20 protein-coding genes and 2 pseudogenes are annotated in these 16,370 nt (G+C 38.2%); 12 read left to right on the forward strand and 10 right to left on the reverse strand.

Annotated features, from left to right (window positions below; genetic code table 11):
- Positions 1-4 precede the first annotated feature (4 nt).
- The 7 genes from ACOI1C_RS18375 to ACOI1C_RS18405 all read right to left on the reverse strand — a co-directional run bounded on the left by ACOI1C_RS18375 (position 5) and on the right by ACOI1C_RS18405 (position 6,249).
- Positions 5-310 carry a hypothetical protein gene (locus ACOI1C_RS18375; RefSeq protein ID WP_422512042.1) on the reverse strand — a complete coding sequence of 102 codons (306 nt, stop codon included), beginning with the start codon at positions 308-310 and terminating at the stop codon, positions 5-7.
- A 1,145-nt stretch (positions 311-1,455) separates the two neighbouring features.
- Entirely contained in the window at positions 1,456-2,829 is a 1,374-nt protein-coding gene (gene rlmD, locus ACOI1C_RS18380) for a 23S rRNA (uracil(1939)-C(5))-methyltransferase RlmD (protein WP_422512043.1), read from the reverse strand.
- A 145-nt stretch (positions 2,830-2,974) separates the two neighbouring features.
- Positions 2,975-3,553 (reverse strand): SCO family protein, encoded by a 579-nt coding sequence (locus tag ACOI1C_RS18385; RefSeq protein WP_422512044.1) that lies wholly within the window; start codon positions 3,551-3,553, stop codon positions 2,975-2,977.
- A gap of 14 nt (positions 3,554-3,567) precedes the next feature.
- Complete coding sequence (locus ACOI1C_RS18390; protein WP_422512045.1) at positions 3,568-4,029, reverse strand: hypothetical protein; 462 nt, start codon at positions 4,027-4,029, stop codon at positions 3,568-3,570.
- A 4-nt stretch (positions 4,030-4,033) separates the two neighbouring features.
- The gene (locus ACOI1C_RS18395) at positions 4,034-4,426 is read right to left on the reverse strand and encodes a hypothetical protein (RefSeq protein ID WP_422512046.1); all 393 of its coding nucleotides are present in this window, start codon (positions 4,424-4,426) and stop codon (positions 4,034-4,036) included.
- A 347-nt stretch (positions 4,427-4,773) separates the two neighbouring features.
- Positions 4,774-5,688: a diacylglycerol kinase gene (locus tag ACOI1C_RS18400; protein WP_422512047.1), complete on the reverse strand. Its 915-nt coding sequence runs from the start codon at positions 5,686-5,688 to the stop codon at positions 4,774-4,776.
- 201 nt (positions 5,689-5,889) lie between these two features.
- Positions 5,890-6,249: a hypothetical protein gene (locus ACOI1C_RS18405; RefSeq protein ID WP_422512048.1), complete on the reverse strand. Its 360-nt coding sequence runs from the start codon at positions 6,247-6,249 to the stop codon at positions 5,890-5,892.
- A 115-nt stretch (positions 6,250-6,364) separates the two neighbouring features.
- Between ACOI1C_RS18405 and ACOI1C_RS18410 the strand changes: the two genes are divergently transcribed.
- From ACOI1C_RS18410 to ACOI1C_RS18435, 6 genes and pseudogenes are all read left to right on the forward strand, one after another.
- Positions 6,365-6,916, forward strand: coding sequence for a GNAT family N-acetyltransferase (locus ACOI1C_RS18410; RefSeq protein ID WP_422512049.1), 552 nt, complete (start codon positions 6,365-6,367; stop codon positions 6,914-6,916).
- 126 nt (positions 6,917-7,042) lie between these two features.
- Positions 7,043-7,817: pseudogene (locus tag ACOI1C_RS18415) on the forward strand (isocitrate lyase/PEP mutase family protein).
- 22 nt (positions 7,818-7,839) lie between these two features.
- Complete coding sequence (locus ACOI1C_RS18420; protein WP_422512050.1) at positions 7,840-8,397, forward strand: bifunctional transcriptional activator/DNA repair enzyme AdaA; 558 nt, start codon at positions 7,840-7,842, stop codon at positions 8,395-8,397.
- Between the two features lie 23 nt (positions 8,398-8,420).
- A complete protein-coding gene (locus tag ACOI1C_RS18425) occupies positions 8,421-8,909 on the forward strand; it encodes a methylated-DNA--[protein]-cysteine S-methyltransferase (RefSeq protein WP_422512051.1) in 489 nt (162 codons plus the stop codon).
- A gap of 775 nt (positions 8,910-9,684) precedes the next feature.
- The gene (locus ACOI1C_RS18430; protein WP_422512052.1) at positions 9,685-9,915 is read left to right on the forward strand and encodes a hypothetical protein; all 231 of its coding nucleotides are present in this window, start codon (positions 9,685-9,687) and stop codon (positions 9,913-9,915) included.
- Positions 9,909-10,097 (forward strand): hypothetical protein, encoded by a 189-nt coding sequence (locus ACOI1C_RS18435; RefSeq protein WP_422512053.1) that lies wholly within the window; start codon positions 9,909-9,911, stop codon positions 10,095-10,097. Before ACOI1C_RS18430 ends, ACOI1C_RS18435 begins: the two co-directional genes overlap by 7 nt.
- Before the next feature lie 141 nt (positions 10,098-10,238).
- On the opposite strand, the gene gatB is transcribed toward ACOI1C_RS18435, so the two are convergent.
- From gatB to gatC, 3 genes are read right to left on the reverse strand one after another with little or no spacing between them, the layout of a single operon-like run.
- Positions 10,239-11,669: an Asp-tRNA(Asn)/Glu-tRNA(Gln) amidotransferase subunit GatB gene (gene gatB / locus ACOI1C_RS18440; protein WP_422512054.1), complete on the reverse strand. Its 1,431-nt coding sequence runs from the start codon at positions 11,667-11,669 to the stop codon at positions 10,239-10,241.
- A 13-nt stretch (positions 11,670-11,682) separates the two neighbouring features.
- A complete protein-coding gene (gatA, locus tag ACOI1C_RS18445) occupies positions 11,683-13,140 on the reverse strand; it encodes an Asp-tRNA(Asn)/Glu-tRNA(Gln) amidotransferase subunit GatA (protein WP_422512055.1) in 1,458 nt (485 codons plus the stop codon).
- Between the two features lie 15 nt (positions 13,141-13,155).
- Positions 13,156-13,446: an Asp-tRNA(Asn)/Glu-tRNA(Gln) amidotransferase subunit GatC gene (gene gatC, locus ACOI1C_RS18450; RefSeq protein ID WP_422512056.1), complete on the reverse strand. Its 291-nt coding sequence runs from the start codon at positions 13,444-13,446 to the stop codon at positions 13,156-13,158.
- A gap of 166 nt (positions 13,447-13,612) precedes the next feature.
- Between gatC and ACOI1C_RS18455 the strand changes: the two genes are divergently transcribed.
- From ACOI1C_RS18455 to ACOI1C_RS18480, 6 genes and pseudogenes are all read left to right on the forward strand, one after another.
- Positions 13,613-13,831, forward strand: a complete 219-nt coding sequence (locus ACOI1C_RS18455) for a transposase (RefSeq protein ID WP_422512057.1) — start codon at positions 13,613-13,615, stop codon at positions 13,829-13,831.
- Positions 13,832-13,851: 20 nt separating this feature from the next.
- The gene (locus tag ACOI1C_RS18460) at positions 13,852-14,040 is read left to right on the forward strand and encodes a hypothetical protein (RefSeq protein WP_422512058.1); all 189 of its coding nucleotides are present in this window, start codon (positions 13,852-13,854) and stop codon (positions 14,038-14,040) included.
- Positions 14,006-14,548: pseudogene (locus tag ACOI1C_RS18465) on the forward strand (IS3 family transposase); the annotation flags it as partial. The gene ACOI1C_RS18460 and the pseudogene ACOI1C_RS18465, both read left to right, overlap by 35 nt.
- A 274-nt stretch (positions 14,549-14,822) precedes the next feature.
- Positions 14,823-15,347 (forward strand): hypothetical protein, encoded by a 525-nt coding sequence (locus ACOI1C_RS18470; protein WP_422512059.1) that lies wholly within the window; start codon positions 14,823-14,825, stop codon positions 15,345-15,347.
- Between the two features lie 282 nt (positions 15,348-15,629).
- Positions 15,630-15,938 carry a hypothetical protein gene (locus ACOI1C_RS18475; protein ID WP_422512060.1) on the forward strand — a complete coding sequence of 103 codons (309 nt, stop codon included), beginning with the start codon at positions 15,630-15,632 and terminating at the stop codon, positions 15,936-15,938.
- Positions 15,939-15,998: 60 nt separating this feature from the next.
- Complete coding sequence (locus ACOI1C_RS18480) at positions 15,999-16,199, forward strand: hypothetical protein (protein WP_422512061.1); 201 nt, start codon at positions 15,999-16,001, stop codon at positions 16,197-16,199.
- The last annotated feature ends 171 nt before the right edge of the window (positions 16,200-16,370 follow it).

Genomic DNA, 16,370 nt, shown 5'->3' on the forward strand with positions numbered 1-16,370 from the left:
CTATTTACTTATCATACCTCTGTTTAAGTAAATATTTTAAAAAACTTATTACTGTTTCATTTGAAAGTTCAATATCATATATATCTATATTCTCGATCTGCATAAAAATAGTTTTAAAGTAATCATCATCATACACAACTAAATAATCATCAACTTTTTCGCCTATTCGATCTATTCCAAGTAAATTGTATTCATAAAAGGTAACTACGTGTTCTTTGTCGATTTGAAAGCCAGTTTCTTCTTTGTAATACGTCTTATTTATCAAATCATCATGTATATGATATCTCACTGTAACCTTTGAATTTTCCATGTTTTCTAACCCCTTTCATATGTTTAGATTGTATTAATAGCCTATAGAATAAACCTTCCAAATTCAGTTAGTTCCCTTATTATCAGTTTATATGTAATTTATTTTTTACCAAAAATGATCATCCAAAATATTTTCAAGTGCTGTAGCAATCTGCTTATACTTTTAATTGGGCAACTGGTGGGGCGTTCCTAATCCTTAATCCTAACCTTCTACTATGTGCCTTTGTAACTCAGTTTTACAAAATCCTTCCATCCCCCGCAATCCCTTCTCCCCCTTGCCCTCACGCCCTTTTCCTTTCTTCTTTTCTGAAAGTAAGTTTTACAATGAAAACCGCCATTTTTGACAGATATCAGGTGGAAATTATGGACAAACAAGATTGGAAATTGGAACTCGGTTTTACAGAGTAGAAATAAGGAGTAAGATGTAGTGATGAAGGATTTCCAGGCACTTTTCCACGCTTTTCTTCACGCTTTTTCTCCTGCCTATTTCACCTGGATCTCTTGTGTAACATACCTTTTCAGGCTTTATCCATAATAAAAAAGAACCGAGAAGGCGTACCAACGGTACGCTCCCGATTCTTCTTTGAACTACATATTTGACTCTTGCTTTCTCCCGTTCATTGTAAATCTTACTTACAGATTGTAAGAGTGAGTTACAGATTGTAAGAAAGAGTTATGGGGTGACAACAACTTATCTCCTACTAATATACATACAACACTACAGTAACCCTTTTTGAAGAGTTGCTTGAAATATCTACACCAAATGATTTTTCCTAACCTTAAACCTTAACAAAAAAGGAATTTTTTCACCCTTTTTTGTTTCTACTATGTACATCGCTAAAATTCCCTACCGAATTCACCCGCTCCAAACCCGCATTCCTTCGTTCGCTGTTATAATAAAGTTTTCGCATAACTCCCGCTTTTTAACCTTTTTCTTAGCTTTTTCTCACTTTTCCCCGCTCTTTTTTCACGCTTTTTTTCACACTTTTTCTCGAATGATAATAAAGTTTTCCGAGACCACAATAAGAAGAAAGGCTTATCCCGTAAGGGATAGCCCTGCTTTTCTCACGCTTTTTTACGAAATCTTTTTTCTCACTCGAAGGAGAAATCGGAAAGGTTTATTGTGTTTTCGGTTGGAATTATTGGTTAGTTACATTTCAAAATCAACTGAGCAACTACTTCCACATGTGTTGTATGCGGAAACATATCCACTGGCTGCACTTCTACCGTCCTAAACCCACCGTCTTCTAAAATTCGCAAATCACGTGCTAACGTAGCTGGATTACAGGAAACATACACCACTCTCTTAGGTTTCATCTCAATAATGGTTTTCAAAAGTGCTTCATCACAGCCCTTGCGTGGTGGATCAACTACAATTACATCGGCCCGAACACCTGTCGAATACCACCAAGGAATGACTTTCTCTGCTTCCCCAACGGCAAAGTCAACATTTTCGATAGCGTTTAATTTTGCATTTCGCTTTGCATCCGAAATAGCTTCAGGTACAATTTCTACACCATACACATGCTTTGCCTTTTGTGCAAGGAACAATGAAATCGTTCCAATTCCACAATAAGCATCAATCACGGTCTCGCTACCATTCAAGTTTGCATACTCCAAAGCCTTTTCATAAAGCACTTTGGTTTGAGTTGGATTCACCTGGTAAAAAGACTTCGCGGATATGGCAAATTTAATATCTCCGATGGAGTCATTTATATATTCTTCACCCCAAAGAAGGATTGATTTATCGCCCATAATGACATTGGTTCGATTTGGATTGACATTTTGAACAATGGATTTAATTTTCGGTGAGATCTCTCTTATTTCTTGAATGATCTCTCTTGGAAGAGATTCTCCTTTTGTAACTAGAACAATCATCGCTTCGCCGGACACTTGACCATATCGAACCATAATATGACGAAGGCTTCCTTTATGACGCTCTTCGTTGTAAGCCGGAACACCATGTCTATTGCATATACTCTTAACTTCTTGAACAATGTCATCATTTATTTGCTCTTGAATGAGACACTCTTCCATATCGATGATTTCATGTGATCGCTGCTGATAGAAACCAGCAATAAGAGCACCTTCTTCCTCACCAACCGGAACCTGTGCTTTATTTCGATAACGCCATGGCTCGTCCATTCCAAGTACAGGATGCACAATTACATCCTGAACTTTGCCGATCCGCGCTATAGCATCAGTGACTTGCTTATGCTTTGCCTGTAATTGACCCTCGTAGCTCATATGTTGAAGCTGACAGCCACCACAGTTTTTATAAATAGGACAAGGCGGCTCTACTCGGAACTCACTTTCTCTTTCAAGCTCCATAAGTCGCCCGAAAGCATAGCCCTTGTTCACCTTTGTTACCTTTACATTCCCCACTTCACCCGGGAGTGCTCCCGCTACAAAGATCGGGAATCCTTCTACCTTTGCCACGCCCGCTCCATCATGGGTAAGGTCCTCAAAGGTAACATTATATATTTCGTTTTTTTCTATTGGTGCAGTAAATTTTGACATGTTCTACTTCCTTTTTCAATAAAATTGACTGGTAGGACAAGGGGACAGGTACCGTGACCCAATATATTGGGACATCGTACCTGTCCCCTTGTCCCTCCCCTTGTCCCTCGGATGATTGTAACATAAATGAAGGAATCAATGCTATTTACTCAAGAAGTAACTGGATGTCACCTGCAATTTTCGAGATATCTGCTTTTTCGCCTGGAATGGCCATACTATATAGCGCTCGAATATTATGATCAGCATCCACTAGGAACATCGTGGTTCGGTGGGCAATGAGGTCTCCCTCTTTCTTAAAATTCATCTGAAAATCAGTTGCGGTTTTTTCTGTGCCTTCGAGTGTTGTTCTCAGTATCTTCCAGCCTTCGGGATCTACTTCAAAATTCTCTGCGTAGCTTTGTAAAATTTCTTTGGTGTCATACTCTGGGTCCAATGTAATGGTGACAAATTCAACATCATTTCCAAAAGTTCCTGCTTCCTTTAATTGCTGCTGCAGTTGCTTTAAGTCAACAAAGGTCATTGGGCATATATCCGGACAATTTGTATAAAAGAAGGCAACTATTTTCAACTTATCATTTTGAGATTCATAGACTGCACCTTCCATTGTCTCCGCTGTAAAAGGTGTGATCTTTTTCATCTTAGGTAATTCTTCATTTTGTGGCCAAAAGAAATAGACTAATAGAAACCCAGCTATAGCAAGTAAAGCAAACAACCATTTCTTCACAGAGTACCTCCCCCTTACACTCGAAGTGAAAATTTAACCAACCATAATGTTACGACCAATACGATCGTTCCGAAGATTGAGAACATGAGGATATTCCCGATGATGTCACGTGCTGCTACTCCCGGTAATCCACAGAGGGCAGGATCTAACACAACTAGCCCAAGCATGGCTCCCATTAAACCACCGACAGATCCGTTCCAAAAGCCCGAAAGGACAGTTTGCGTTTTATATAAAGACCCAAAAAGTATGCCAATTAGTCCACCGAGCACGATTACACCAAGGGCTACGTAGTCTTGAAAGGGCTGCAGCAGGAAAATCAGCATCATTCCGAGCACAAAACCACTGACTCCAGTTGTTGCAAATGTATAGGTTTTCCCAAAACGGTCGTCAAAGAGCCATCTCCGTGCATGTAAAGCCAGGTACGTGTAAAAAAGAAATCCAAGTTGAATGAGGAATAAGAATACGACAATCCCCATAAACCTATGCCCCTTTAGCCGCTAAGGCGACAAAGGCAAAGGACGCAAATAGGGCTATCTCCATAAACCATAAAAATAAGTCCGATCCATCCGTAACAGCCCCAATCATCGGAGCCATAAACCCCATCATCAAGCCGTTCGCCCATCCGGTTAGCATCGTTTGGTAATCAAAGAGGACACCAAATGCCCCGCCTACAAGCATTCCTAAAAGAGCTGTTCCGATTGTTACTGGAGCAAACTGAAGGGGAAACTGAGCTATCAGCAAAACACCCGCAGCAATCGAGATCATCCCACCTGCAACCATCGAGATATTCATTCCAGCCTGAAAGCCTATTAAACTTCGAATCCGGTAAATATACATAAATAACAAAACAGTAGCAACTAAATTAATGTACAACAACAAACCTTCATGTATCACAGTTTTCACCTCTATTTGACGAAGGGTTAGGTTTGGGACGAAGGGACAGGTTCATTGTCCCGCGAGATACATCAACTATCCACTTGTCCTTTCACCGCCCTTTTCACCTTTATAGTAGGGTATGCAAGAGTGGGTATAAGGGATTAGGCAAAATCCTTGTCCCCGGGAGTAAATAAAATAACACTCTGGTAACCAATCTCCCGAGTGTTATTTTACAAGCTTATTCTATTCAGCTACCATATCAACAGGTATTATAAAAAGGAAACTTGTATCTATTGGAAGTTTCCTGCAAAAAAAAATAGCGTCAGATACAACTGACACCATTTTCAATCCGTCCCATATATCTGCTCAATCTTCTCCTGAGCCACAAACACATTCAAATGTTGATAGTAATTAATGAATTCTCCAGGAAGCAGACCGCCGTATTCACCATCCAAGTTCAGCTGCATTTTCTCTGATGAAGTGACCTTTATCCTGTTGGCCTTCGTATAAATCAAACTAGGGTCATTCATATGTTCACCCTTTATAGCTAAGGTGGATATACGTATTACATCAGCGAGGTTGGTTTTCTTTAGAATAATTAAGTCAAACATCCCGTCACTAAAATCAGCTGTCGGAACGAGCTTTTCAAATCCACCAACGGAATTTGTATTACAGACTAAAAACAACATGATTTCGCCTTCAAAGAATTTCCCATCATACTCAATTTCAACGTGAGTCGGTTTAATGGAGGGAAGAATCTCTATTCCTTTTAAATAATAGGCTAATTGACCAAGCATCGTTTTAAGTTTGCTCGGCACTTCATATGTAAGCTCGGTCAATCTTCCACCACCGGCAATATTGATAAAGAACGTGTCGTTTACTTTTCCAAGGTCGATTGGCAGAGTTTTGCCTTCACAAATAATGTTCGTTGCTTCTTCAATTGTTCTCGGGACACCTAGAGCTCGGGCGAAGTCGTTCGTGGTTCCTACTGGAATTATACCTAGGGTTGGGCGATAGTCTTGCTCTGCTATCCCGTTTACGACCTCGTTTATCGTTCCATCTCCACCAGCTGCTATGACCACATCAAATTTACGCTCCACGGCTATACGGGCAGCATTCGTCGCATCACCTGCCTCTGTAGTGGCATGACATGATGCTTCATATCCAGCTTGTTCCAGTTTTTGCAAAACTTCAGGTAAGTTCTTCTTGAAAATCTCTCTTCCAGAAGTCGGGTTATATATAATTCGTGCTCTTTTCATATTATCATCATCCTGTTTTATGAAATAAAGACAAGTAATTGGAGTATATTCTTAGCTTCCCTATATATACCCAACCTCTCCTCTAATCAACGTTTGCCTATCAACCTTATATTATAACGGAAAAATTATACATTTCAACTTTGAGCTCATTGGAATAGTATAACCGTTACTTTTGGTTGAGAAACAAAGATTACAGGAAAATTACTCTAGATGTTCTAAAGCACTCGTAACTCCACTAATTATTTCGGATATGGATTGGTAAGTTTGTAGCTCTTCCCGACTAATTAACAACCGAACTCCATCATTCATTCGCACAAAAACACACGGATAATCAGCTACTAGTAAATCTGTAGGCAACTCATCAAGATGTAAAAACAAAACGTCAAAAGGAAGGGATTCTACAAAGGTTCTCCATTCACTCTTCATGCCCACCATTCCATAGGTCAAATCGCATAAATGACATGGGTATGTTTTAGGCGAAACTATTTTATGGACAAGATCCTGTATTCCATTTAAAATCCCACTTTTTGCGTTATATACGAATAGCACCTCTTTAATCATTGATGTTCCCCCCTTTGTATAACAATCCAAAAAACCCATGATATACACCGTGTGATTATGATAGGCTAAGATTATCATAGTTTTGACTTTAATTCGAAAAGGTGTGTGCAAGACAATGGAATACTTTGATTACCGTTCAGAAACAGATCGATTAATAATAAGACCCTATGATGATCAGGATTTCGAAAATTGGTTCCTCCAAAATAATAATACGATGCGCTCCCAACATAAATACGATGAAGGCAAAATGGATATGAGCTTTTGTACGGAGGACTGGTTTGCTCTCATGGTTGAGAAACACCAGCAGCTTGCTAAAGACGATAAGGCCTATGTCTTCGGTATCTTTAGAAAAGAGGACAATGCCCACATTGGAGTCATTGATTTCTCCACGCTTATCAGACAAGATTTCCAATGGGCAAGATTTGGTTATACCATTCTTAATCAACACTGGAACAAAGGATACGGGAAAGAAGCAGTAAAGAAATCACTTAATCTTGCATTTGAAAAACTGAACTACCATCGAATCGAGGCTCACATTAACCTTGATAATGTAGCATCAATCAAATTAGCAGAGAGTGTGGGTATGCAGTATGAATGTATTAGAAAAGGTTTCATTCAAGAGTTCGGGGATTGGACAGATAATTTAGTTTATTTTATAAATCCTTAACCTGATTCTGATTCAAAGATAAAAGTTTCACACTTTTTGTTCCCTAGACCATAACAGCAAGAATGAGGACGAAATGGTTGTTACCCTTTGATACAATGTGGAAAACAACCATTTGAAGGTAGCTAAATGAACAAAATTCAGCAATTCAATCTGCTTCATACTACAGAAGATCTACTATTCATCGGAAATGCCTGGGACCTGCTTTCTGCTTTAACACTTGAAAAATCAGGTTTTCAAGCCATCGGTACAACAAGCTATGGCATTGCCAACTCTTTAGGACTTTCAGACGGAGAACTTATTGATTTTGAGAGGCACTTAGAAATTATTAAGGGAATAGTGAATCATCTTAAAATACCCGTTTCTGCAGATATTGAGGCTGGATACAGTGAAGATTTTTCAACCATTGTTGACAACGTATTAAGAACAGCCCACCCATGTTGGAGTCGCCGGCATTAATATCGAAGATTCTCTAAAGAAACAAAACGGATTAAGAGGCATTGTAGAACATAGCAAATTATTATCTAAGATTAGAGCATCACTAGATCAAAATGGTTTTAAGGATTTTTATATAAATGCTAGAACCGATACTTATTTCCAACTAGAAGATCCTTTAACGGAAACCATCGTTCGTGCTAAATCTTATGTGGAGAGTGGAGCAAGCGGAATATTTGTACCAGGATTGACCGAAGATGAAGACATAAAGAAAATCGTTTCCCAGCTAGATGCTCCTCTTAATGTATTGTCTTTGCCTGGAATAACAAACTGTCATAAGCTTATGCAATTAGGAGTCAAAAGGTTTAGCTTCGGAAATGCCCTTTCTGACAAAATAATTGCCTTCATGGATTTGAATGCTGCACAATTAATGGAGTATAAGGATACCTCCCATTTATATGAGAGATAACCTTGAAAGGACGAGTGGATCAATGCTGTCTACTATAAATCTTTCATTTGATGAGATGTGGGAGAAAATACTGACTTGTGATCAAAAGTATGATGGGTTATTTTATACGGCCGTAAAAACAACCGGCATCTACTGCAGACCTTCTTGCCGATCTAGAAAGCCTAAAAAAGTAAATGTAAAGTTTTACCCTAGTCTGGGTGCAGCTGAAGAAGCTGGTTTTCGTGCTTGCAAAAGATGTCAGCCAGAAATTGAGGATTCCCCGCATACTGTACTTGTTAAAAAGGTCATGTCTTTCTTGATTTTTCATTATAAAAGTAGGCTATCATTACAGAATATAGCTGATCATGTTGGAGTCAGTGCTTTCTATTTGGATCGACTATTTAAACAAGAAACATCCGAAACTCCAAGGACTCTTCTCGAAAAAATACGAATAGACAAAGCCGCACATCTTCTAACAAGCACAGATCGATCGAATCTGGAAATTTGCTATGAAGTTGGATTCCAGAGTCCTTCTAATTTTTATAAGATCTTTCGTCGCTTGAAAAATTGTTCTCCTAGTAAATTCCGAAAAACTATTTAGCTATTTGTGAAAGGAGTCTGAACATGAGTAAACTTTATAAAGCAGAGTATGCATCACCCCTCGGAGTTTTAGAAATAGTTGGCACAGTTGAAGCGATCATTTCTATTTTGTTCTCTGAAAGTAATCTAGAAGTAGAGGATTCTCTAAATCAAACACCTAAGGTCGTAGAAGAATGCATGAAGCAGCTTGATGAATATTTTAACGGTACACGCCTTGATTTTACGTTTCCCTATGCCTATGAAGGCACTGACTTTCAGAAAACAGTATGGAACGCTCTAACAAGCATACCCTATGGTGTCACAGCATCCTATAAATCCATCGCCGATCATATAGGGAATACGAAAGCCGTTAGAGCAGTTGGCAGTGCAAATGGTAAAAACAAGCTAAGTATCATTATCCCCTGTCATCGAATCATCGGATCAAATGGAACATTAACAGGCTATGCAGGCGAGCTGTGGAGAAAAGAATGGCTCCTAGAGCATGAGAAATTGGTTAGAAAGAGTAAGTCATAACCTAAGAAACCATGCTTTATTTGTATCCACCATGTCCTCAAAAGCTGAATCGTCGAACGGTGATGAAATACCAGTATGTTCAAGTAGGTCTAGAAAAGATAAACGACCTCCCTGTTCACATAAGGCCATGTAGATCCTCAACGCTTCAACTGGATCTATTTGCGCAATCTTCCATATCTGTAATGCACAAACTTGAGCCAGGGCGTAATCAATATAATAAAATGGATAATTAAATACTCAGTAATTGCTTACCGTTCTTATGCATGAGTTGCTTTTTGATGAGTGACTTTAGTAAGCATGCATAATAACGGTCTATAACTTTTTCATAGACTGGCCACATTTTGTTGCTATACTGTTGTTCTTCAAGGTATTTCACATCAGAAGTATTTAATTAACCTCTAATTCGGGCAATCGTAAGCATCGTTAACACTTGATTCCTAAGTGCATTTATCTTATCGATAACCAAAAATCTGTTCCTGATATGATTCAGCACTTTCAAATCCCTTTAATAGATATGATACTTCCTCCTTAAATGCATCAATGTCCGGCCACTCATATATCAGCTCTTCAAAAATAAGCAATCTCCTCCATTCACCTTCCTAATTAATGGTAGTTGTATAATTCAAAGATTAAAAGTCTTATAGTTAAAATAACTTGGTGTTGTACTGGTAAAATAAGGAAATACAATCTTAAAAGGTCCTGCAAACATTATGATTTAACTAAAGTCACTTGAAGCAAATACATACAGAATACTAATTATTTTATTTTTGATGAGGTGAGTCTTATTCAAACGAAAGGATTATTATTCTTACTTTTATTCGTAGTACTTGTTGCTGGATGTTCCTCCTATAATGAAAACGCAAGCTATAAGAAATCAGCAATTAATGAAAACTTTCCAGTCCCAGACAATGCTGAGCAAGTAGAAGTAGACTTTGATAACGCGAATATTGAAAATGGGGTAGCTTACAATCTTCAAAATATTGGTGGAGAACAGGGTCTTTGTTAGTACTGGAAATCGAACACTCTTTAACCAATCCGATAGTATCAAAAACATACACTGAGGATATTGGAAAGTACTCTGGAGCTTCTAGAGTTGTCATCAGAAAATTTAAAGTTTATTACGAGATTGATGATTCTGATATCATCATCATAGCCATTTTTGCTCCTGATGAAAATCCTCAGATTTAAAAACTTTAACCTATAGCCTGCATTTTTACTTCACCCCTAGAATCTATACCCCTAACAAACATCTACATGTATTCACCAAATATGCTCAAGTGTTACTAAGTAGAAAGCACCTAGTCTCAAAGTAGACTAGGTGCTTCTTTTCTAACGCTTACCAATTTCCTCTAACAAAATCTTATTCAATAATGGCGGGTTTGCTTGACCCTTAGTTGCCTTCATCATTTGTCCCACAAGGAAGCCAATCGCACGTTCCTTCCCATTTTTGAAGTCTTCAATGGATTGTGGATTGGAATCTAGTGCATCGGTTACAATTTTACGTAAGGTGCCTTCATCTGAAATTTGGACAAGGCCACTTGCTTTGACAATCTCCTCAGGGTTTCCACCTTTTTCAACAAGCTCTTGGAATACTTTTTTCGCAAGCTTGGAAGAAAGAGTGCCATCTTGAATTAGTGTTATCATTTTTGCCAGGCTTTCTGGCGTTAACGCAATCTCTGAAAGCTCTTTGCCAGCCGAGTTTAGGTAGGCTGAAACCTCACCCATTAACCAGTTGGATGCAAGCTTTGCATCGGCACCGTGCTTGACAGTCGCTTCAAAGTAATCGGACATTTCCTTTGTAATCGTTAAGACCACTGCATCATAACTAGGTAAACCAAGCTCTTCGACATAACGCTTTTTTCGAGCATCTGGTAGCTCTGGAATCTCAGAACGAATTCGTGCCTTCCACTCATCATCGATATGCAGCTGGACAAGATCTGGCTCTGGGAAATAACGATAGTCATCAGAGCCTTCCTTAATTCGCATTAGCACCGTTTGTTTTGTCGCTTCATCATAGCGAAGCGTTTCCTGTTGAATAATTCCGCCAGAAAGAAGAACCTTTTCCTGACGCTTTTCTTCAAATTCAAGACCCTTTTGCACGAAGGCAAACGAGTTTAAGTTCTTAAGTTCAGCTTTTGTACCAAACTTCTCTTGCCCGATTGGACGCAATGATATGTTTGCATCACAACGAAGCGAGCCTTCTTCCATCTTACAATCGGAAACACCTGTATATTGAATGATCGACTTGACCTTCTCTAAATACGCATAAGCTTCTTCAGGAGTACGTATATCAGGTTCAGAAACGATCTCAATAAGTGGTGTCCCTTGACGGTTAAAGTCCACTAATGAGTACCCATCACCTGTGTGCGTTAGTTTTCCCGCATCTTCTTCTAAATGTAGGCGAGTAATTCCGATTCGCTTCTTCTTCCCGTTGACTTCAATTTCAACCCAGCCGTGTTCACCGATTGGCTTATCAAATTGAGATATTTGGTAAGCTTTGGGATTATCCGGGTAAAAATAGTTTTTACGGTCAAACTTTGTATCTGTCGCGATTTCACAATTCAAAGCCATGGCCGCTTTTATCGCATAATCAACAGCGGTCTTATTTACGACAGGTAGAACCCCTGGATACCCTAAGTCAATCACAGTGGTTTGCGTATTAGGGGCTGCACCGAAATGGTTCGGACTGTTTGAAAATATTTTGGATTCCGTTTTCAGCTCAACATGGACCTCAAGTCCAATAATCGTTTCGAAATTCATCGTCAGAACCCCCTTACAATGCTGGCTTTTGCTTATGATGATCCGTTGCTTGCTCGAAAGCATGGGCAACACGGTAAAGAGTGGACTCATCAAAATACTTGCCAATAATTTGTAATCCAAGTGGTAGACCGTTTGAGAATCCACATGGTACTGAAATTCCAGGTACACCTGCTAGGTTGACTGGAATCGTTAATATATCGTTTGCATACATGGTCATAGGATCGTCCGTCTTTTCTCCAAGCTTAAAGGCTGTTGTAGGAGTCGTTGGCCCAATAATGACATCAAATTTTTCAAATACATTTTCAAAGTCTTGTTTAATTAATGTACGAACCTTTTGAGCCTTGATATAGTAAGCATCATAGTAACCTGAGCTTAGGGCAAACGTGCCAAGCATAATCCGGCGCTTGACTTCGTCTCCAAACCCTTCACTACGAGTTTGCTTGTAAAGGTCTAGTAGATTTTTTGCATTATCAGAGCGCACTCCATAACGTACACCGTCAAAACGGGATAGGTTGGAGGATGCTTCAGATGAAGATAGTAAGTAATAGGTAGCTAGTGCATATTTGGAATGAGGCAGTGAAACCTCTTCCCATGTTGCCCCTAATCCCTCAAGTACTTTTAGTGCAGCCATGACAGACTGTCGAACTTCATCAGTGACACCTTCACCTAAGTATTCCTTTGGAACGGCGATTTGTAAGCCTTTTACATCACCTGTTAAAGATGATAGGAAGTCTGGTACCTCAACGTTTGCTGATGTTGAGTCCATTGGATCTAGTCCTGAAATCGCCTGTAAAAGGTACGCATTGTCTTCTACATTTCTAGTTATTGGACCGATCTGATCTAATGATGAAGCGAATGCCACTAAACCATAACGAGAAACTCGACCGTATGTAGGTTTTAGACCGACAACTCCGCAGTATGAAGCAGGCTGACGAATGGACCCACCGGTATCAGAACCTAGTGAGAAAAGAACTTCACCCGCTGCAACAGAAGCAACTGAACCTCCGCTTGAACCACCAGGAACATAATCCGTATTCCAAGGATTTCTTACGGGGAAAAATCCAGAGTTCTCATTAGATGAACCCATTGCAAACTCGTCCATATTTAGTTTTCCTATTGTAATCGCTTCAGCCAATTTTAACTTTTCAACGACGGTTGCATCATAGATCGGGTCAAAGTTAGCTAGGATTTTACTTCCACACGTCGTGCGAAGATTTTTTGTTACAATATTGTCTTTCACACCGATTGGAAGGCCGAATAACAATCCAAATTCATTTTTATTGCCCAATTGGTTGTCCATATCTTTTGCAAGAGAACGAGCATTTTCTTCATCTAACGTTAAAAAAGCTTTAATTGTGTCATCTACTGCATGAATTCTCTTATAAGATTCATCCACTAAATCAGTGATGGTAATCTCTTTTTTATGTAATTTACTATGTAGTTCCGATATTTTATGATCGAATAACGACATGCTAGGGCCCTCCCCTTACTCTAAAATCGCTGGAACGCGAACTTGTCCATCTTTTGAATCTGGTGCGTTCTTAAGTACATCCTCTATTGGAAGTCCCTTGCCCGGCTTATCTTCTCTCATGATATTCCTCATATGTAGAACATGCGTAGTCGGTTGAATCAAATCTGTATCCAACTCATTTAATTGCTCTGCAAACGTAATAATCGCATCAAGCTGCTTTTGAAATATCTCAGCTTCGTCCTCTGTTATCGCCAAACGCGCTAAATTTGCAACGTATTTAACCTCATCCTTTGTAATACGCGACATCTTACTCTTCACCTCCGAGAAATCCTAAACAAACAATACACTGATAATACCAAAGTTTACTTTGTTTAATCAACTCTAGCCCTAAAGTGAATGCCCCCCTCTGTTAGGATAGATGTCGTAGACAACTTTAGTGTAAAGTTTAATAAACACACGGAGGTCGATCGACATGAAAAGAAATAATGGCCAAAGATATACCACGGAAATGAAAGAGTCCATTCTTAAGAGATTGATGCCCCCTAACAATGAGTCTATCAGTCAAATAAGTGAAGATGTCGGAATAACTGAACCCACACTCTATAAGTGGAGAAAGGATGCTCGAGCAGCTGGAAATCCCACTCCTGGAATTGGACATCTGAGCAGTGGAGTAGTGAAGATAAGTTTCTAGTAGTAATGGAAACGTACGCAATGAATGAAGTAGAGGTAGCTGAATATTGCCGAAAAAAGGGGTTATACAAAGAGCAAATTGACTCTTGGCATGCTGTTTGTTTAAACGCAAATGGTCGTGATATCAATCAAACAAAGCAGTTAACTCTAGAGCTGAAAGACGAGAGAAAACGTGCTTATTGGGATGGATCGCGTTGTCTCATCAGGTAAGAGATGGCGTGCTGCATATAGAGAAAACGGAGTAGTTGGACTGAAAGATACTAGAAAAGGAAACTCTGGCAGACCAAGGGATAAAGAACTTTCAATAGAGGAAAGATTTGCACGGTTGGAAGCGGTAAATAATTTATTGAAAGCGGAGAAACGAATTGTTAAAAAAGATAGACTTTGCAGAAAGGAGGCTGAAGAAGTAAAATTATCAGCTGAACAAAAATTCCTACTTATTCACTCTGTTATCGAAAAATATCAACTTAAAAATATGGTTAGCTATCTCTGTGACGCAGCGGGAGTATCGCGCTCTGGGTATTATAACTACTACTATTTACAATCAAAAGAACAGAGAGAGAAACGTGATACACAAGATGAGGTTGTGAAAGAGGTCATCTTAAAGGCATATAATTTTAAAGGACGTAAAAAGGGTGCTAAACAAATTAAAATGACATTACAAAGTCAATATAATATCACCTACAACTTGAAAAGAATCAGAAGAATAATGAATAAATAGAAGTTTCATTAAGATGTATAGTCTGTTACCACAATGGTTACAGGTTCTACCTGCCTATGTCAAAGGTTCACTGAGTTTTTAGTGTATGCAAAAGTTGAAATAGTAATAAAAGAAATATTATAACATATTTTTTAGAATGTGTGTATTGGGAAAATCACATATAATTTATATGAATTAGAAGGTGTTTTTGTGACTATTTTCCCAATACCACAACTCAAAGAATTGTGGTATGGTTATTTTTGTAATCTACTAAATTCTAAGAGTGAAATTAATGAAAAAAATGGTGTTTGTTTTCCTTGCAACAATAATTTTTATTGGTTCTGCATTTCCGCAATTAGCTTCAGCAAATTCTACAAGTCCTACAAGTCCTACTTCCGCAAGTCCAGAATATGAATTACACGAAACCCCTGAACAAATAGAACTACTTGTTTATGCCGATAAACCAAATGAACAAGGAATATTTGAAGAAATTAGGAAAAAGGTAATAACATCAAATACAATTAACGAAAGAATAGGAGACGAATTGCGAATAATATTCCATGTCAAAGAAGATTACTATGATTTAAATGATAACTTTATAGAATCAATAGTCTTCTATGAGGAGGGCACGAACGACTTTAAGAAAGGGACTTTACTAGTAAAGAATAAATCTAGAAAGATTTTAAAAGATAAAAGTAAGGCAATTAATAAAAGTATAGAGAAGAAATTTGCATCCGTAAAAGAAGATAAAAAATTTAAGTCAAAAGCAGTAAAGGATAGTATTGAATTAGAATTAGCTGGAATAAACTTTAAATGAAGCAGTATTACCAGGGGTAACATATGAAGATATTGAAGAGATAAATAATAGCTTTAAAGATAACACTAGTGAGACTAATTATGTAGTTATCGATGATAGTATTCGTGAAGCTAAGGGAGCTTACGATAATTATTACAACAGAACAGATGATAACTTTACTTTACAAGAGCTTAGTGCTAGTAGTCAAAAATATTTAAGAGTTACAGGTAGAGTATCCCAAAACTCAGGCTATTCCAGTTTTAAACTTATATAAATCGTTATGAAACAAATGTAATCGGTTCAATGGAACATGGAAAATATGCTTCAACTATAGGCAAGTGGTGGTATAACATTGCTGGTTTTGTTCAAATCTCTGCAACCGCAGCAACTTTAACAGGACCAGCAGGATGGGCGACAGCTGCTGGTGTTATCGGAACAACAGCATTATATAATAGATTTGCCGCTTGGACTTCAGTAGCATATGCAACATATGGAAGGTTAGGATATTCACAAAATGCAGCAAAAGAGTTACAAAATGCACGTGTTATTGTAATAGGAAACAGCGGAACATATTTTCCTAGGGGAACCTTCACAACGGTGAGTGGATATTAAATAAGGAACAACCATTATTTTCAAAGCTGGTTAAAAATGGAGTTCTTTGGAGGGGTATTCATGAAAAGGGATAGTCAAAATAAGAAAAAAGTCCTTACACCAAAAGAAAAAGCACTTGACTCCTTATTTTTTGCAGGATTCTTTCAAGCAATTACTACTAATAAAGCTAACTTTAATAAAAGAGTATTATTATCTACGCTAATTATTTTAATCTCAACCTTTGCCCTATTAGTTACAATTTGGGTTTACTCTAATTTTTAGAGATTTGAATTAGACGTAAATAACTCAACTCAACTAAGAGTTTAAAAAGAGTTAGCCTATAACAAGTAGAATAACTCTTTTTTATCCTTAAAGTATAATGGCAATAAATTTTTACTAATATAAAAAATAACCATGATAAGGGGCTTGGCTCCCAGTGCTATAACGCTGGGG

This window comes from Bacillus sp. DJP31 (genome assembly GCF_049310945.1).
In the GTDB taxonomy this organism is placed as follows: Bacteria; Bacillota; Bacilli; order Bacillales; family SA4; genus Bacillus_BS.